This window comes from Stenotrophomonas sp. ESTM1D_MKCIP4_1, assembly GCF_003086895.1.
Taxonomy (GTDB): Bacteria; Pseudomonadota; Gammaproteobacteria; order Xanthomonadales; family Xanthomonadaceae; genus Stenotrophomonas.
Map to the genome: position 1 here is coordinate 2,842,215 of NZ_CP026004.1, position 16,430 is coordinate 2,858,644.

Annotated in this window: 17 protein-coding genes; 8 read left to right on the top strand and 9 right to left on the bottom strand. The window is 67.7% G+C overall.

Translation table 11 applies throughout. The features are described 5' to 3' along the window. The first annotated feature begins 35 nt into the window (after window positions 1-35). The 3 genes from yidD to C1924_RS13045 are packed head-to-tail and all read left to right on the top strand — an operon-like array spanning window position 36 to window position 2,486. A complete protein-coding gene (gene yidD, locus C1924_RS13035) occupies window positions 36-290 on the top strand; it encodes a membrane protein insertion efficiency factor YidD (RefSeq protein WP_108750139.1) in 255 nt (84 codons plus the stop codon). Window position 291: 1 nt separating this feature from the next. Further along, a complete protein-coding gene (locus tag C1924_RS13040) occupies window positions 292-1,638 on the top strand; it encodes a dihydroorotase (protein ID WP_108765691.1) in 1,347 nt (448 codons plus the stop codon). Beyond that, a complete protein-coding gene (locus C1924_RS13045) occupies window positions 1,638-2,486 on the top strand; it encodes a M23 family metallopeptidase (protein WP_108765692.1) in 849 nt (282 codons plus the stop codon). The genes C1924_RS13040 and C1924_RS13045 overlap by 1 nt, the downstream gene beginning before the upstream one ends. Before the next feature lie 305 nt (window positions 2,487-2,791). Here C1924_RS13045 and C1924_RS13050 read toward each other — a convergent pair whose 3' ends face one another. From C1924_RS13050 to efp, 5 genes are all read right to left on the bottom strand, one after another. Further along, window positions 2,792-3,496, bottom strand: a complete 705-nt coding sequence (locus C1924_RS13050; protein ID WP_108765693.1) for a squalene/phytoene synthase family protein — start codon at window positions 3,494-3,496, stop codon at window positions 2,792-2,794. A gap of 11 nt (window positions 3,497-3,507) precedes the next feature. Continuing rightward, window positions 3,508-4,203 carry a phosphoglycolate phosphatase gene (locus tag C1924_RS13055; RefSeq protein WP_108765694.1) on the bottom strand — a complete coding sequence of 232 codons (696 nt, stop codon included), beginning with the start codon at window positions 4,201-4,203 and terminating at the stop codon, window positions 3,508-3,510. Continuing rightward, the gene (gene ubiG / locus C1924_RS13060; RefSeq protein WP_087923129.1) at window positions 4,200-4,916 is read right to left on the bottom strand and encodes a bifunctional 2-polyprenyl-6-hydroxyphenol methylase/3-demethylubiquinol 3-O-methyltransferase UbiG; all 717 of its coding nucleotides are present in this window, start codon (window positions 4,914-4,916) and stop codon (window positions 4,200-4,202) included. Before ubiG ends, C1924_RS13055 begins: the two co-directional genes overlap by 4 nt. 25 nt (window positions 4,917-4,941) lie before the next feature. Next, complete coding sequence (locus tag C1924_RS13065) at window positions 4,942-6,285, bottom strand: TRZ/ATZ family hydrolase (RefSeq protein WP_108765695.1); 1,344 nt, start codon at window positions 6,283-6,285, stop codon at window positions 4,942-4,944. 219 nt (window positions 6,286-6,504) lie between these two features. Continuing rightward, the gene (gene efp / locus C1924_RS13070) at window positions 6,505-7,071 is read right to left on the bottom strand and encodes an elongation factor P (RefSeq protein ID WP_108765696.1); all 567 of its coding nucleotides are present in this window, start codon (window positions 7,069-7,071) and stop codon (window positions 6,505-6,507) included. Between the two features lie 122 nt (window positions 7,072-7,193). On the opposite strand from efp, the gene epmB reads away from it, so the two are divergent. Further along, window positions 7,194-8,210: an EF-P beta-lysylation protein EpmB gene (gene epmB, locus C1924_RS13075; protein ID WP_174208961.1), complete on the top strand. Its 1,017-nt coding sequence runs from the start codon at window positions 7,194-7,196 to the stop codon at window positions 8,208-8,210. Window positions 8,211-8,307: 97 nt separating this feature from the next. Here epmB and C1924_RS13080 read toward each other — a convergent pair whose 3' ends face one another. Continuing rightward, window positions 8,308-10,440 (bottom strand): EAL domain-containing protein, encoded by a 2,133-nt coding sequence (locus tag C1924_RS13080; RefSeq protein WP_108765698.1) that lies wholly within the window; start codon window positions 10,438-10,440, stop codon window positions 8,308-8,310. A gap of 288 nt (window positions 10,441-10,728) precedes the next feature. Then, the gene (locus C1924_RS13085) at window positions 10,729-11,499 is read right to left on the bottom strand and encodes an RNA methyltransferase (protein WP_108767058.1); all 771 of its coding nucleotides are present in this window, start codon (window positions 11,497-11,499) and stop codon (window positions 10,729-10,731) included. Window positions 11,500-11,619: 120 nt separating this feature from the next. On the opposite strand from C1924_RS13085, the gene C1924_RS13090 reads away from it, so the two are divergent. Beyond that, complete coding sequence (locus tag C1924_RS13090) at window positions 11,620-12,447, top strand: inositol monophosphatase family protein (RefSeq protein WP_108765699.1); 828 nt, start codon at window positions 11,620-11,622, stop codon at window positions 12,445-12,447. A gap of 105 nt (window positions 12,448-12,552) precedes the next feature. On the opposite strand, the gene C1924_RS13095 is transcribed toward C1924_RS13090, so the two are convergent. Continuing rightward, window positions 12,553-12,918, bottom strand: a complete 366-nt coding sequence (locus C1924_RS13095; protein WP_108765700.1) for a hypothetical protein — start codon at window positions 12,916-12,918, stop codon at window positions 12,553-12,555. Window positions 12,919-13,060: 142 nt separating this feature from the next. Beyond that, window positions 13,061-13,927: a protease HtpX gene (htpX, locus tag C1924_RS13100; RefSeq protein ID WP_108765701.1), complete on the bottom strand. Its 867-nt coding sequence runs from the start codon at window positions 13,925-13,927 to the stop codon at window positions 13,061-13,063. A gap of 93 nt (window positions 13,928-14,020) precedes the next feature. Between htpX and gluQRS the strand changes: the two genes are divergently transcribed. The 3 genes from gluQRS to phaR all read left to right on the top strand — a co-directional run bounded on the left by gluQRS (window position 14,021) and on the right by phaR (window position 16,405). Further along, complete coding sequence (gluQRS, locus tag C1924_RS13105; RefSeq protein ID WP_108765702.1) at window positions 14,021-14,962, top strand: tRNA glutamyl-Q(34) synthetase GluQRS; 942 nt, start codon at window positions 14,021-14,023, stop codon at window positions 14,960-14,962. Continuing rightward, window positions 14,959-15,699, top strand: a complete 741-nt coding sequence (locus C1924_RS13110; RefSeq protein ID WP_108765703.1) for a beta-ketoacyl-ACP reductase — start codon at window positions 14,959-14,961, stop codon at window positions 15,697-15,699. The genes gluQRS and C1924_RS13110 overlap by 4 nt, the downstream gene beginning before the upstream one ends. 178 nt (window positions 15,700-15,877) lie before the next feature. After that, window positions 15,878-16,405, top strand: a complete 528-nt coding sequence (gene phaR / locus C1924_RS13115; protein WP_108765704.1) for a polyhydroxyalkanoate synthesis repressor PhaR — start codon at window positions 15,878-15,880, stop codon at window positions 16,403-16,405. Window positions 16,406-16,430: the final 25 nt, after the last annotated feature.

Genomic DNA, 16,430 nt, shown 5'->3' on the forward strand with positions numbered 1-16,430 from the left:
TGCGGCCTTCATGCCAACTGGCATAAGATGACTGGGTGATCTCGCGCCTGCTCATCGCCCTGCTGCGCTTCTACAAGCGCTTCATCAGCCCCCTGCTGGGGCCGCGCTGCCGTTTCGTGCCCAGTTGTTCTGAATACGCGATGGAGGCCATCGGCCGCCACGGCCCGCTGCGCGGCAGCTGGCTGGCCGCGCGCCGGCTGGGCCGCTGCCACCCCTTCCATCCCGGCGGCTTCGATCCAGTGCCCGAGTCTTCCCACGCCCCTTCTTGCCGTTGCACAGGAAAACACTGACATGTCCTCCACCCTCATCACCAATGCCCGCATGGTCAACGAAGGCCGCACCTTCGACGGCGACCTGCGCATCGAGAACGGCCGCATCGCGCAGATCGGCAGCGGGCTGGCCCCGCGCGACGGCGAACAGGTGGTGGACGCGGCGGGGCGCTGGCTGCTGCCCGGCATGATCGACGACCAGGTGCATTTCCGCGAACCGGGCCTGACCCACAAGGGCGACATCGCCAGCGAATCGGCGGCGGCCGTGGCCGGCGGCCTGACCAGCTTCATGGACATGCCCAACACCAACCCGCCGACCCTGGATTCGACCATCCTGGAAGCCAAGTACGAACTGGCCAAGGGGCGCGCGTGGGCCAACTACGGTTTCTACCACGGTGCCAGCAACGACAACCTGGAAGCGATCCGCGTACTGGACCCGAAGAAGGCGCCGGGGGTGAAGGTGTTCATGGGCGCCTCCACCGGCAACATGCTGGTGGACAACCCGGAAACGCTGGACGCGATCTTCCGCGAATGCCCGACCCCGATCATCACGCACTGCGAAGACACGCCGATGATCGATGCGAACCTGAAGGCGTTCCAGGAAAAGTACGGCGATGCCCTGACCCCGGACATGCACCCGGACATCCGTTCGCGCGAGGCCTGCATCAAGTCCACCCGCCTGGCCATGTCGCTGGCGCGCAAGCACGGCACCCGCCTGCACGTGCTGCACATCTCCACCGCCGACGAACTGGCGCTGTTCGAGAAGGGCCCGCTGATCCGCGCCGACGGCAGCCGCAAGCAGATCACTGCCGAAACCTGCGTGCACTTCCTGCACTTCGCGCGCCCGGATTACGCAACCAAGGGCAACCTGATCAAGTGCAACCCGGCCATCAAGGAAGTCTCCGACCGAGAGGCGATCACCGCCGCCCTGGCCGATGACGTGCTGGATGTGCTGGCCACCGACCATGCCCCGCACACCTGGGAAGAAAAGCAGAAGCCTTACGCCCAGGCGCCGTCCGGCCTGCCGCTGGTGCAGTACGCGCTGGTGGCCGCGCTGGAACGCGTGCACGAAGGCAAGCTCACGCGCGAGCAGGTGGTGCAGAAGTTCGCCCACGCCCCGGCGCAGCTGTTCGACGTGGAAGAACGCGGCTTCCTGCGCGAAGGCTACTTCGCCGACCTGGTGCTGGTGGAAGACGTGCCGTTCACCGTCAAGCGCGAAGACGTGCTGTCCAAGTGTGGCTGGTCGCCGTTTGAAGGCACCACTTTCCGTTCGCGCGTCGCCTCGACCTGGGTGAACGGCCAGCTGGTGTGGGATGGCAGTAACCTGGTGGGCGAACCGGCCGGCCAGCGCATGACCTACGACCGCTGATGCGTCCGGCACTTCTGTCCGGGGCGCTGCTGCTGGCCGCGCCCCTGTTCCCGGCTCCGCCGGCACAGGCGCAGGATGGCATCGGCAGCCTGATCGACAGCCGCGTGGTGTTTCCGGCCAGCGCCTCGCAGGGCGCCATGGTGATTGGCAAGGTGCCGGCCGGCAGCCGCGTGCGCTATGCCGGTCGCGACCTGCGCGTGAGCAACTATGGCAGCGTGGTGTTCGGCATCGGCCGCGACGAGAAGGGCCCGCTGCAGGTGCAGGTGCAGCGCCCCGATGGCAGCAGCGAAACGGCGACCATCAGTGTGACCCCGCGCGACTGGCCGACCGAGCGGGTCAACGGCGTGCCACCGAAGACGGTCAACCCGCCACCATCCATCGCCGAACGGATCAAGCGCGAACAGGCGCAGGTGACCGCCGCACGCGCCCGCGATGACGACCGCACCGATTTCACCCAGACCTTCATCTGGCCGGTGCAGGGCCGCATCAGCGGCCGCTTTGGCAACGCGCGCGTGTACAACGGCCAGCCCGGCGCTGGCCATTCGGGCATGGACATCGCGGTGCCCACGGGCACGCCGGTGAAGGCACCGGCAGCCGGCGTGGTGACCTTCGCCGGGCCCGATCTGTACCTGACCGGCGGCACCCTGCTGATCGACCATGGCTATGGCGTCAGCTCGAACTTCCTGCACCTGTCGCGCATCGACGTGAAGGTCGGCGACCGGGTCAACCAGGGCCAGGTGATTGCCGCCGTCGGCGCCACGGGTCGTGCTACCGGCCCGCACCTGCATTGGGGCATGAACTGGTTCGACACCCGCATCGACCCGCTGCTGGTGCTGGAACGCAAATAGCGCGTGCCACGCGCTTGGGTGGGGTCATATTCCGGTAGCGCCGGGCCATGCCCGGCAAGCGCACTGCGCCTTGGTAGGTGCCGACCTTGGCCGGCACGATCCCGCAGCGCGCGCGAACCGGACATTCATCCACGCATGGCGTGGATCTACCGGCATGCGATTTGGTAGGTGCCGACCTTGGTCGGCACAATCCCGCAGTGCGCGCGAACCGGGCATTCATCCACGCATGGCGTGGATCTACCGCAATGCGATTCGGCACGATCCCGTAGAGCGTGCGGACGACGGTCCGCACCCACCAGCAGCGATCAGCCGCGTGCGGCCCACCACACGCGCAGCAGCGTGCGCACCGGGGTGGCTTCGATGGGCTTGCCTGCGGCCTGCGCGACCACGCGGGCGCGGGCCAGGCTGGCCCAGACGCGGCGCGCGCGCGGGCCGGGCACGCGGGTGGCCCAGCCCTTCAGCAGGTGCTGCGCCCACCGCTGCGTGGCGTTGCTGGCATCCTCGTCCAGCAGGCTGCGCGGCACACCGGCCACGCCGGCATCCTGCAGGCGCTGGGCCAGCGTCTGCAGCTGCACCGCACGGCCAGCGCCCTTGCGCGTCGTGTCGTTGAACAGCACGGCTTCCACCGCCGCTACCGCTTCAGCGTAGTTGGCCAGTGCGCGCTCGGCGCTGGCGGCATCGAGTGCAACCGTGCGTGCCTCGACCAGATCCGGCAGGGTTTCGGCCAGCTGCGCCCATGGCGCACGCACTGGTTCCAACAGGCGACCCAGCGGATGCCGCGAACGCTGCCCCGCCCAGCTGCGCAGTTCCTCGCCCCACCACGCCAGCTTGGCGTCGGCGGGCAACGGGTCGCCGCCGGTGTTGAGCATGTCGTCGAATTCCTGCAGCAGCGCGAACCACGCCACCGCGAGTTCGCGTTGCGATTCGGGCACGAACGGGGCGGCCACCGACCATTCCGGCCAACGGCTGCGCCACTTGTCGAGGAAACTGTCCAGCGCGGTACTGCTCACTACGTCATTCCTTACGGCTGGGCCGGTGCTGCCGGCCGGGTCGGCCAGAGACTGGCCAGTTGCAGAAGTTCGGCGTTCTCCACCAGCACGTCGGCCTGCCACGCCAGCGGATCGTCGCTGTGCAGGCGGTAGCCCCACAGCGCCGCCACCGACGGCATGGCCGCCGCGCGCGCGGCGATGATGTCGCGCTCGTCGTCACCCACGTAGACGCAGTCTTCCGGGGCGATGCCAATGGCCTGCGCGGCATGCAGCAACGGCAGTGGGTGCGGCTTGCGCTCGGCCAGGCTGTCGCCACCCACCAGGATCGCGCAGCGTTGCTGCCAGCCCTGCTGCGGCAGGATCAGGCGCGCCAGGTACTCCGGCTTGTTGGTGACGATGCCCCACACGGTGCCTGCAGCGTCCAGCGCGGCAAGCATGCCGGCCACGCCGTCGAACAGCACCGCGTGCTGGCCGATCAACGCTTCGTAACGCTGCAGGAACTCGGGAATCAACGCATCACGCTCGGCCGCATCCAGATCCGGGAAGGCGGCGGCCAGCATCGCGCGCGAGCCCTTGGACACCACCGGGCGCAGCTGCGCCGGATCGATCGGTGCACGGCCACGCTCGGCCAGCATCGCATCGCAGGTCGCGACGAAATCCGGTGCGCTGTCCAGCAGGGTGCCGTCCAGGTCGAACAGCACCGCCTGCGGGAAGCGGGCCGTGGTCATGCCGGCTTGACCGCGTAGGCGAGATAGTTGATGTCGGTACGACTGCTCAGGCGGGCGTGGTTGCGCCACGGCTCATAGGCCATGCCACTCACGTCCACCAGCTGCACGTCGGCCTCGCGCAGCCAGCGTGCCAGTTCGGCCGGCTTGATGAATTCCTGGTAGTGGTGGGTGCCCTTGGGCAGCAGCCGGGCCACGTACTCGGCGCCGACGATCGCCACCGCGAAGGCAGCGGCCGTGCGGTTGATGGTCGACAGGAACAGATGGCCACCGGGCTTCAGCAGGCGCTTGCACGCCTCGATGATCGCGCCCGGGTCGGGCACGTGCTCGAGCATTTCCATGCAGGTCACCACGTCGAAGCTGCCCGGCTGTTCGGCGGCCAGATCCTCGGCGGCCTGCACCCGGTAGTCGACCTTGGCGCCGCTTTCCAGCGCATGCAGGCGTGCCACCTTGACCAGTTCCGGGGCGAGGTCGATCGCGGTCACGTCGGCGCCGGCCTGGGCCAGGGCTTCGCTCAGCAGGCCGCCACCGCAGCCGATGTCGAGCACGCGCGCACCGCGCAGCGGCACGCGGTCAGCCACGTACTTCAGGCGCACCGGGTTCAGGGCGTGCAGCGGCTTCTGCGGGCCGTCGGCGTCCCACCAGCGGTTGGCCAGCGCGGCGAACTTGTCCAGCTCGGCCTGATCGAAATTGGAGGAAGCGTGGGGGGCAGTCATGGGAAGGTCCTTGCAGCGCCGGGGTTCAGGCGCGGATATGACGGATGCGCTCGCGCCACTGGCGCGCGTTGGCGATGATGCCCGGCAGGTCCATGCCGACCAGCTCGCGCTGCACCAGCTTCGGCTTGCCGGCAATCCAGACATCGCTGACCTGCTGGCGGCCGGTGGCGTACACCAGCTGCGACAGCACATTGTGCAGCGGCTGGGTTTCCAGCGCCGACAGATCAACACAGACCAGGTCGGCCTGCTTGCCGACTTCGATCGAGCCGATGCGCTCGCCGAAGCCCAGCGCGCGGGCGCCGCCCAAGGTGGAGGCACGCAGGGTGGTGGCCGCGTCCAGCGCGGTCGCATCGTCGGCCACGGCCTTGGCCAGGATTGCCGCCGTGCGGTTCTCGCTGAACATGTCCAGGTCGTTGTTGCTGGCGCAGCCATCGGTGCCGATGGCCAGGTTCACGCCGGCACGCTGCAGGGCGCAGGCCGGGCAGAAACCGGATGCCAGCTTGAGGTTCGATTCCGGGCAGTGCACCACGCTGACGCCACGTTCGGCGCACAGGTGGATTTCCGCGTCGGTCAGCTGGGTCATGTGCACCGCGATCAGGCGGTCGTTGACCAGGCCGAGGCGATCCAGCCGCGCCAGCGGGCGCTGGCCATGCAGCTTGATCGAATCGGTGATTTCCTGCGCGGTTTCGTGGGTGTGCAGGTGCACCTGCATGTCGAGCTGGTCGGACAGCATCCGCACCCGCTCGAAATTGGCATCGTTGACCGTGTACGGCGCGTGCGGCGCGAACGCGGTGCCGATCAGCGGGTCGGTGCGCCACTGGTCGTGCAGTTCACCGGCCTTGGCGAAATACTCGTCGTCGGTCTTTGCCCAGGCGGTGGGGAAATCGATGATGACCGCGCCGACCAGCGCGCGGAAACCGTGCTTCTTGTAGACCGCGGCCTGCACGTCGCCGAAGAAGTAATTCTCGTTGGCGCAGGTGGTGCCACCGCGCAGCATCTCGGCGATGGCCAGGGTGGTGCCGTCAGCCACGAATTCCGGGCCGATCACCGCCGCTTCCACCGGCCAGATGTGCTGCTGCAGCCAGGTCATCAGCGGCAGGTCGTCGGCGACGCCGCGCAGCAGGGTCATCGGGTTGTGCGTGTGCGCGTTGACCAGGCCGGGCATCAGGGCCGCTTCCGGGCGGCTGACCACCTGCGTGGCGCGGAAGCGTGCACGCGCCTCGGCACGCGGCAGGATGGCGACAATTTCGCTGCCACGCACGGCGACGGCGTGGTCTTCCAGCACCACCGCATGCGGCTCGATCGGTACGACATAACCGGCTTCGATGAGCAGGTCGCAGGCTTCGGGGAGGTGCGGGCTATCGCTCATGCGGGCTCACTGGGCTGTGGAAGGAGGGACCATTGGCGGCCTTGGGTCTACCGGGCGACTGATCTCCGGCCGAACGGCTACCGCTGAGCTTCTGGAGGACGAGCCCCTGAGTCAGGGGCGGCCGCGAAGCGGCGGGGTGTGGGTGCTGGTAAGTGGGGCCCACGATCCGCATCGCGGATCGTGGGAGCGCCAGCGCGAATGCGCCAGCGCGTACCCGGATTACTTCACGCGCGAGGAGTATTCACCCGAACGGGTATCAACCTTGATGATTTCATCCTGGTTGACGAACAGCGGCACGCGGACCACGGCACCGGTTTCCAGGGTGGCCGGCTTGCCGCCGCCGCCGGAGGTGTCGCCGCGGACGCCCGGATCGGTTTCGGTGATCTTCAGTTCGACGAAGTTCGGCGGCTGCACGAAGATCGGCGCGCCATTGAACAGGGTGACGATGCAGGCTTCTTCGCCCTTCAGCCACTTCTCGGCGCCGCCCATGCCGGCCTTGTCGGCCTGGACCTGCTCGAAGGATTCCGGATCCATGAAGTGCCAGTACTCGCCATCGCTGTACATGTAGTTCATGTCGGTGTCGACGACGTCGGCCACTTCCAGGTCGTCGGTCGCCTTCATGGTCAGTTCGACCACGCGGCCCGAACGGATGAAGCGGTACTTCACGCGGGTGAAGGCCTGGCCCTTGCCCGGCTTGACGTACTCGGTGTCGGTGATGACTGCCGGTTCGTTGTTGACCAGGATCTTCATCCCGTTCTTGACGTCATTCATGCCCACAGTGGCCATGCTCAAGCTCCTCAAATGGCAAAACCGCCGCGGGTGCGGCGAGCCGGATAGAATGGAAAGCCCACCGGAAGCCGGTGGGCGACAGTTTTTCTGCCCCCATGATAACCGCAGGCCCCCTCTCCATGCAGCTTTCCGCCTTCCCCCGGCCCCAGTCGCCAGGCGCGCCCGCGCGCTGGCAGCAGCTCTGGCGCCAGGCGCTGCGCGACCCGCACGCTCTGCTGGCCCGGCTGCAGCTGGACCCGGCGGCGCTGGGCGTCTCGGAGGCGGCCATGGCCCAGTTCGCGCTGCGCGTGCCTGAAGGCTTCGTGGCCCGCATGCGCCCCGGCGATGCGGCCGACCCGCTGCTGCGCCAGGTGCTGCCGATCGACGAGGAGATGCGCCCGGCGCCCGGGTTCAGCTTCGATGCCGTGGGCGATGGGGCGGCCAAGAAGGCGACCGGGGTCATCCAGAAGTACCGCGGCCGTGCCCTTCTGGTGGCCACCGGCAGCTGCGCGATCAACTGCCGCTACTGCTTCCGCCGCCATTTCGACTATGGCGCGGAAAACGCCGCCAAGGGCGGCTGGCAGGAGGCAGTGGCAGCCATCGCGGCCGACCCGGACATCGATGAGGTCATCCTGTCCGGCGGCGATCCGCTGTCGCTGGCCACGCACAAGCTGGTCGAGCTGACCGACGCGCTGCGCGCGATTCCACACATCCGCCGCCTGCGCATCCACACCCGCCTGCCCATCGTGCTGCCTGAGCGCGTGGACGAGGAACTGCTTGCCTGGCTGGGCAGCCTGCCGTGGCCGCTGGCCATCGTGGTACACGCCAACCATGCCAATGAATTCGATGCCAGCGTGGATGCCGCGATGGCACGCCTGCGCGGCCTCGGCGCCCAGCTGCTGAACCAGGCGGTGCTGCTGCGCGGTGTGAACGACAGCGTGCAGGCCCTGCAGGACCTGAGCGAGCGCAGCTTCGCCGCCGGCGTGCTGCCCTACTACCTGCACCAGCTGGACAAGGTGGAAGGCGTGGCCCACTTCGAGGTGGACGATGCCCGTGCCAAGGACCTGATCGCCGGCCTGACCGCGCGCCTGTCCGGCTACTTGGTTCCCAAGCTGGTGCGCGAACTGCCCGGCGACCCGAGCAAGCGCCCGGTGTAACCCGGAACGCGCCGGGCCGGTAGATCCACGCCATGCGTGGATGGGTTTCCAGGCCGAAGCAACCACGCATGGCGTGGCTCTACTGCCACGGCATCCGTTACAGCCCCGAATCGATCATCCGCACCACTTCGGTGGCGGTCACCGGGTGGCTCAGCCAGTAGCCCTGGCCGAGGTCGCAGCCACGCTGGGCCAGCAGTTCAAACTGCGCTTCCTGCTCGATGCCTTCGGCCACCACGGTGATTCCCAGCGCGTGGGCCATGGCGATGATGGCCGTGGTCAACGCCAGATCATCCGGGTCGCGCTGCATGTCGGCCACGAAGCTCTTGTCGATCTTCACCCCGTCCACCGGCACCTGGCGCAGATGGCTCAGGCCGGAGAAGCCGGTGCCGAAGTCATCCAGCCACACCTTGACCCCGGTGCGGTGCAGCTTGTCGAGCAGCTGCGCGGCCAGCATTTCATCGCCGATCACCGCCGTTTCGGTCAGTTCCAGGTGCAGGCGCGATGCCGGCAGCGCGGATTCGTGCAGACACTGGGCCACCAGCGACGGCAGTTCGCCGCCGCGCAGTTGGCGGGGCGACACGTTCACCGACACGAACAGTTCGTCGCCGGCCGCACCGCGCGGCCACTGCGAGGCTTCCATGCAGGCCGCGCGCAGCACCTTCGGGCCGATCACCTCGATCAGGCCGCTCTGCTCGGCCACTTCGATGAACACCGACGGCGGGATCGTGCCCAGGGTCGGGTGCTGCCAGCGCAGCAGCACTTCCACGCCCACCAGGCGGCGGTCGCGCATGCGGAAGATCGGCTGGTAGGCCAGGCGCAGCTCGCCGCGCTCCCAGGCGCCACGCAGCTCCTGTTCCATGTGCACGCGGCGCTCGACTGCATGGTCCATCGCCCGGCTGTAGTAGCGGTAGCAGTTCTTGCCCGCCATCTTCGCCTGGTACATGGCGATGTCGCCGTTCTTCAGCAGCGTGGTCGCATCCGCGGCGTCATCGGGGAACAAGGTGACACCAATCGAGGTGCCCAGGAACAGCTCCCTGCCCTGCACCACCAGCGGCTTGCCCAGTTCGCGCACCAGCACCTCGGCCAGCAGGCGCGCACTGGCAGCAACATCGCCATCCCCATCACCCACCAGAATGACGAACTCGTCGCCCCCGAAGCGCGCCAGCAACGCGTCGTCGCCACCGGCCTCGGCCACGGCACGGCTGATGCGCTGGGAGAACTGCAGCAGGGCCTCGTCGCCCGCCTCGTGCCCCAGCGTGTCATTCACCCGCTTGAAATCATCGATGTCGGCAAACAACAGGCCCAGCCGGTGCTTGGATGCGCGCGCGGCCATCAGCCGGTGGTCCAGTGCCTCGCGGAACGCCAGCCGGTTGGTCAGCCCGGTCAGCGCATCGGTATAGGCCATGTGCCGCACTTCGCGGTCGTGGCGGGCAATGGCATCGCGCATGCGGGCAAAGCCGCGGACCAGCTCACCGACCTCGTCGTCGCGGGTGTTTTCCCGCAGCGGCGCCTGGTAGTCACCGGCCTCGATGCGGCGTGCGGCCGCCGCCAGGTCACGGATCGGCGTCACCAGCGTGCGCTGCACATACAGGATGACGACAACCCCGATGACCACCAGCAGCGCCAGCATCAGCAGCAGCCAGCCCAGGTGGCGGCTGCCGACCTGCTGCAGGCGTTCGGCCAGGGTGGCGTTGGCGGCCAGCTCGCGCGCCTTCACCTCGTCCAGCGCCATGCCCACACGCACACCGCCGATGCGCTGCTTGCCGACCATGATCGGCATCGTGTTGTCGAGCACGCTGGCTGACTGCTGCACCACCAGGGTCTGCGCGGCCGCCGCCGCGGTGGCCAGCGGGTCGGTCATCGGCTTGCCGAAGCCGGGTACGCCCACCGAGCCGTCATGCACCAGCCGGCCCTGGTTGTCGAACACCAGGACGTAGCGGATGACAGGCTGCCGCGAGGTCGAGCGCACCAGCGCCCCCACCTGGCCCAGGTCGTTGTAATAGAGCGGGTTGGCCAGCGAATCGGACAGCTCGCGCGCCAACGCCTCACCGCGGCTGCGAACGCTGCGGTCGAACAGTTCGTGGATGACGCCGCCGCTGAGGCTCTTCACCTCGTCCTGCATCGTCGCCTGGCGCCCCAGCATCACCGCCAGGATCGCCACCACCACCAGCATCGCCCCGCCCATTGCCAGCAGGAAACGGGCCTGCATTCCCGAGCCGAGCCACTTCATGCCACTTCCATCCGTACGTGTCTCAACTGCACTGCCCATTCCAATCCACTGCTCCACCGCGCGCGCGCGGTCGCCGGACGCTGCGTCAGCGCCCGGCACTTCGTTGTTTCTGTGACCGTGTCGATCCGATACCTCGTCCGCAGCGTGCCCGCCGCGGCCAACGCCGCGCGGACAGGCCGGCATGGAACCAGGCACAGCAATCCCCACTGCGTTGCCTTACATGAAGCCGACACAAGCATCATCCCCCCAGGGTATCCAGACAGACTACCCGAAAAAATGAGAACGTCGTCAGCCTTCCTTGTTGTGGCCCTGGGCCAGGCGCGCCATGCGCTGGGCATCGGCCAGGATGCCGCGCAGCAGGCGCACTTCCTGTTCACTGGGCTCACTGCGCAGGAACAGGCGGCGCAGCTTGCGCATGGCCGAGTCGGGCGCACGCCCCTTGTGGAAATCGATCTCATCCAGCGTATCGCCAAGCTGGGCGAAGAAACTCTCCATCTGCTCGTGGCTGGCCGTCTGTTCGCGGGAGCCGGACTCGGCATCCGCCGCCGGCTGCGCGCCCAGCAGCTGCATGCGCGTTTCATAGGCCAGCACCTGCACGGCAGCCGCCAGGTTGAGCGAGCTGAACGCGGGATCGGACGGGATGTGGACCGCTGCATGGCACAGCTGCAGCTCTTCGTTGGTCAGCCCGGTGCGCTCGCGGCCGAACACCAGCGCCACTTCGGCGCCCTCCCCGGCCTTGGCCACCGCGCGGGCAGCGGCGTCGGACGGAAGGTACTCTTCCAGCTGCACCCGGCGCGCACGCGCGGTACAGCCCAGCACCAGGGTGCAGTCGGCCACGGCTTCAGCCAGGGTGGCCACCACCGGGGCGTCGCCGAGTACGTCTTCGGCACCGGCCGAGCGGCGGAACGCCTCCTCGTCCAGCGGCTTCTCGGGCGCGACCAGGACCATGCGGGCCAAGCCCATGGTCTTCAGGGCGCGGGCGGCAGCCCCCATGTTGCCGGGGTGCTGGGTACCGACCAGTACGAATCGGAGGCGGGTGGCGGCGGGAAACTGGGACATGAACAGGGAAATGTCGAGCTGGACGAAGACCAATGGTAAACTGTGCGGCCGGCCACTGCGCCGGACCCGCTCTTTTCCCCCGCCAGCCCTACCTCTTCTGCCTTTCCGGGAGCCCACGCCATGCAGAAACCCGCCGTCACCGTCATGGTCAAGGCCGCCCGCCTCGCCGGCAACGTCCTGTTGCGCAACATCAACAAGCTCGAGGCACTCAATGTGGTGCAGAAGGGCCGGATGGACTACGCCAGCGAAGTCGATGCCGACGCCGAAAAGGTGATCGTCAAGGAACTCAAGCGCGCCTACCCCGATTACGGCGTGTTCGGCGAAGAAGGCGGCGTGCAGGGCGGCCACCGCAACATGTGGGTCATCGACCCGCTGGACGGCACCAGCAACTACCTGCGCGGCGTGCCGCACTACTGCGTGTCGATCGCCCTGGTCGAGAACGGCGAGCCGACCGACGCGGTCATCTTCGATCCGCTGCGCAATGAACTGTTCACCGCCAGCCGTGGCGCTGGTGCTGTGCTGAACGACCGCCGCATCCGCGTGGCCGACCGCAAGGACCTGGGCGGCACCATGATCCACACCGGCTTCGCCCCGCGCGAACGCGCCCGTGCCAGCGCCCAGCTGAAGGCCGTCGACGCCCTGCTGGTGCAGGCCGAGGACATCCGCCGCAGCGGTTCGGCGGCGCTGGATCTGGCGTACGTGGCCTGTGGCCGTGCCGATGCCTACTTCGAGGCCGGCGTGAAGGCCTGGGACATCGCCGCTGGCGTACTGCTGGTCCGCGAAGCCGGCGGCAAGGTCTGTGACTTCAAGGGCGCGCCCCTGGCCCGCATGGACAACCGCGGCCCGGACACCCAGCAGGTCGTGGCCGGCAACCTGAAGGTGGCCGAATCGCTGCAGAAGGTGCTGGTGAACACCGCCTACGCAGCCGAGTTCGACGCCAAGTTCTGAGGTTCCGCCTGACGCGGTTCACTGAAACGGCACCTGCGAGGGTGCCGTTTCTGTTTGTGCCGCTCACCCTTTGCAGAGTCGAGCCGTGCTCGACGGCTTCTGCGTTCAGGGATCGATATCGCGGAAGCCCTGCTCGTCCAGCACCGCCCATACCTCGCCGGTGTCCTCATCAATGATGCGCAGCCCCGCAGGCGGCGCATCGCTGCTGCCGGTCAGCACGTAGGCCGCGCAATGCGCCAGCAGATAGCGGTGCTGCCAGGGGAGGTTGTTCCAAGTCGAAAGCGTCATCATGTTGCCGCCGCGCTTGCCCGCGTGGCGCAGGCTGATGACGCCGTACCGCTCGCTTTCCTGGATCAATTCGGGACAAAACGAGTGCATGGAGGGTGGAAACGGCGGCGACGGGCCATCCGGCCCCTTGTCACGCGCGGCGGCCGATGCGCTTGCCAGCAGCAGTAACGGAATCCAGGTCATGGCGTATCGCATGGATGTCGATCCTTCAGCATCACGTGTGTGCAGCGGTGTGACGTTACCACGTGTGCCTGCCTGCACCGCCGGCAAAAAAAACGCCCGGCATATGGCCGGGCGTTCGTGTTCACGGGTGGATGACCGAAGCTTACGCGGCGGTCGAGGCCCGCAGCGCGGCAATGCGCTCTTCCAGCGGCGGGTGGCTCATGAACAGCTTCTTCGCCGTCGAACCGGCAATGCCGAAGGCCGCGATCTGCGTCGGCAGGGTGCTCTGGCCGTGGTTGAGCTGCAGGCGCTCCAGCGCGGCGATCATCTTCTGGCGGCCGGCCAGCGAGGCACCGCCGGCATCGGCGCGGAACTCGCGGTGGCGCGAGAACCACATCGAGATCATCGTTGCGAACAGGCCGAACACCATCTCCAGCACGAACACGATGATGTAGTAGGCAAAGCCACGGCCGCCGCCTTCGCGGTTGCCCGACATCGCGCTGTCGATGACACCACCGACCACGCGGGCCAGCACGATCACGAAGGTGTTCAGCACACCCTGCAGCAGCGCCATGGTGATCATGTCGCCGTTGGCGACGTGGGCGATCTCGTGGCCCAGCACCGCTTCGGCCTCGTCTTCGCTCATGTTGTGCAGCAGGCCGGTGGACACTGCCACCAGCGCATTGTTGCGGTTGGCACCGGTCGCGAACGCGTTGATTTCCGGGCCGTCATACACCGCCACTTCCGGCATGCCGATGCCGGCCGCCTTGGCCTGGCGCTCGACGGTGGCCAGCAGCCAGCGCTCGGTCGGGTTGCGCGGTTCGGTGATGACCACCGCGCCGGTGGAACGCTTGGCCATCCACTTGGACAGCAGCAGCGAGATGAAGGAACCACCAAAGCCGAAGATGCCGGCCATGACCAGCAGGCCGCTCATTGAACGGGAGTCCACACCCAGGATGGACATCACGATGCCGGCGAGGATCAGCACCGCAAGGTTGGTGGCCAGGAAGAGGGCTATGCGGGTAAACATGGGAAATTCCGGCTCGAAAGGGGTCGATATCCGACAATCTGCGGTGCAGTCAGCTTGAATTCAAGCGCCAACCTGACCGACGATTCAGCCTGCATGACCTCGCTCATTCCCTGCGGCCGCTTCGCGCCCTCGCCCACCGGCCTGCTGCACCCCGGTTCCCTGCTCGCCGCCTTCGGCAGCTGGCTGCTTGCGCGCCATCACGGCGGCCTGTGGCGGCTGCGCATCGAGGATGTCGACCCGCCCCGAACGGTCGCCGGCGCCGCCCGATCGCAGCTGCACGCGCTGGCCGCATTCGGCCTGGCGCACGACGGCTCGGTGATGTGGCAGAGCGAACGCGGCGATGCGTACCAGGCTGCACTGGACGTGCTTCTGGCCAGCGATCTGGCCTTCGTCTGCCACTGCAGCCGCAGCGATCTGGCCGCCAGCGGGGGCATCCACCACCGCTGCGTCGCGCGGCAGCCGCGACCGGACCCCGCCGTCCGCTTCCGCGTTCCACCGGGCAGCCGGGTCCAGTTCGAGGATGGCCTGCGCGGCCTGCAGCGGCAGGATGTACACGCAGAAGTCGGCGATTTCGTGCTGCGCCGCGCCGATGGCTGCTGGGCCTACCAGCTGGCGGTGGTCGTGGACGACGCCGCGCAGGGCGTCACGGAAGTGGTGCGCGGCGCCGACCTGCTCGATTCCACCGCGCGCCAGATCCTGCTGCAGCGCGCCCTGGGGCTGGCGGTTCCACGCTATTGGCATCTGCCGCTGCTGCTGGATGCGCCAGGCCACAAGCTGTCCAAATCGCTGGCGGCGTTGCCGGTGGACAGCGCGCGGCCGCTGCCGGTCCTGCGCCAGCTGTGGCAGCTGCTGGGCCAGGCCCCGGCTGCGCTGGACGGCATCGAGCAACGGCAGGCGCTGCTGGACGCTGCATGCCAGGCCTTCGATCCGGCGCGGCTGCCCCGGCAGGACATCCTGTTGCCAGCGGGCGCACTTTCCGCGCCGATGTTGCAGAATCCCCCTTCCCCCACCCGAAACCCGGACAGCATTCCATGACTTCTCGCGTTGCACTGGTCACCGGCGGAACCGGCGGCATCGGTACCGCCATCTGCCAACGCCTGGCCGACCAGGGCCACCGGGTCGCCACCAACTACCGCGACGAGGCCAAGGCCCTCGCCTGGCAGCAGGCCATGACCGCGCGCGGCTACCACGTGTCGATCTTCCCCGGCGATGTGTCCGACCCGGAAAGTGCCGAAGCGTTGATCCGCGCGGTTGAAGCCGAGCTGGGGCCGGTCGAGATCCTGGTCAACAACGCCGGCATCACCCGCGACACCACCTTCCATCGCATGCGTTCGGACCAGTGGCACGATGTGATCAACACCAACCTCAACTCGGTGTTCAACGTCACCCGCCCGGTGATTGAAGGCATGCGCCGTCGCGGTTGGGGCCGGGTCATCCAGATCAGCTCGATCAACGGCCTGAAGGGCCAGTACGGCCAGGCCAACTACGCCGCCGCGAAGGCCGGCATGCACGGCTTCACCATCTCCTTGGCGCGCGAGAACGCCGGCTTCGGCATCACGGTCAACACCATCTCGCCGGGCTACGTGGCCACCGACATGGTGATGGCGGTACCGGAAGAGGTGCGCGCCAAGATCATCGCCGACATCCCCACCGGGCGCCTGGGCAAGCCGGAGGAGATCGCCTATGGCGTGTCCTTCCTGGTGGCCGACGAGGCCGCGTGGATCACCGGCAGCAACCTGGACATCAACGGCGGCCACCACATGGGCTGGTAATGCCGCACGCGCAGCGGGCACGCTGATGCCCCCTGCCGTTGGTCATGCTGCGCAGCACGCAAACCCTTGCTGCGCAACATGATTGGCCGTGAAACCCAAGCCGGGCGGGGGCTGCAGCGGTTGCCAAGGCTTGTGCACTGCGCCATGCTGCACACCTACAGTGACGAGTGACCGCTTCATGGCTGCGACCCGCATCATCAAGAAGTATCCGAACCGCCGTCTCTACGACACCGAAATTTCCAGCTACATCACCATCGAAGACGTCCGCCAGCTGATCCTGGACGGGGAAGATTTCGAGGTCCGCGACGCCAAGAGCGGCGACGACCTGACCCGTTCGGTGTTGCTGCAGATCATCGCCGACCAGGAACAGGACGGCGAACCGATGCTGTCCACCCAGCTGCTGAGCCAGTTGATCCGTTTCTATGGCGATTCGCTGCAGGGCTTCATGGGCAACTACCTGGAACGCAGCATGCAGGTATTCCTCGACCAGCAGCAGCAGTTCCGCCAGCAGATGGGCAACCTGCTCGGCCAGACCCCGTGGGCGATGATGAACCAGCTGACCGAACGCAACCTGGAGTTGTGGCAGGAGTTCCAGCGCAACATGGGTGCCGGCTTCGGCGGCCCGCGCCCGGGGGGTACGGGCACCGGCACCGGCAACAAGCCGAGCGAACCAGGTACCGGCACCGGCGGCAAGACCCGGCGCTGAGCCGATCCAACCGCCCGACACGGAA

Coding starts and splice junctions, on each gene's coding strand:
- C1924_RS13040 (WP_108765691.1), top strand. CDS start 292: ATGTCCTCCACCCTCATCACCAATGCCCGCATGGTCAACGAAGGCCGC.
- C1924_RS13110 (WP_108765703.1), top strand. CDS start 14,959: ATGACTTCTCGCGTTGCACTGGTCACCGGCGGAACCGGCGGCATCGGT.
- gluQRS (WP_108765702.1), top strand. CDS start 14,021: ATGACCTCGCTCATTCCCTGCGGCCGCTTCGCGCCCTCGCCCACCGGC.
- epmB (WP_174208961.1), top strand. CDS start 7,194: ATGCAGCTTTCCGCCTTCCCCCGGCCCCAGTCGCCAGGCGCGCCCGCG.
- efp (WP_108765696.1), bottom strand. CDS start 7,071: ATGGCCACTGTGGGCATGAATGACGTCAAGAACGGGATGAAGATCCTG.
- phaR (WP_108765704.1), top strand. CDS start 15,878: ATGGCTGCGACCCGCATCATCAAGAAGTATCCGAACCGCCGTCTCTAC.
- ubiG (WP_087923129.1), bottom strand. CDS start 4,916: ATGACTGCCCCCCACGCTTCCTCCAATTTCGATCAGGCCGAGCTGGAC.
- C1924_RS13095 (WP_108765700.1), bottom strand. CDS start 12,918: ATGACCTGGATTCCGTTACTGCTGCTGGCAAGCGCATCGGCCGCCGCG.
- C1924_RS13080 (WP_108765698.1), bottom strand. CDS start 10,440: ATGAAGTGGCTCGGCTCGGGAATGCAGGCCCGTTTCCTGCTGGCAATG.
- C1924_RS13090 (WP_108765699.1), top strand. CDS start 11,620: ATGCAGAAACCCGCCGTCACCGTCATGGTCAAGGCCGCCCGCCTCGCC.
- C1924_RS13085 (WP_108767058.1), bottom strand. CDS start 11,499: ATGTCCCAGTTTCCCGCCGCCACCCGCCTCCGATTCGTACTGGTCGGT.
- C1924_RS13065 (WP_108765695.1), bottom strand. CDS start 6,285: ATGAGCGATAGCCCGCACCTCCCCGAAGCCTGCGACCTGCTCATCGAA.
- C1924_RS13055 (WP_108765694.1), bottom strand. CDS start 4,203: ATGACCACGGCCCGCTTCCCGCAGGCGGTGCTGTTCGACCTGGACGGC.
- C1924_RS13045 (WP_108765692.1), top strand. CDS start 1,638: ATGCGTCCGGCACTTCTGTCCGGGGCGCTGCTGCTGGCCGCGCCCCTG.
- htpX (WP_108765701.1), bottom strand. CDS start 13,927: ATGTTTACCCGCATAGCCCTCTTCCTGGCCACCAACCTTGCGGTGCTG.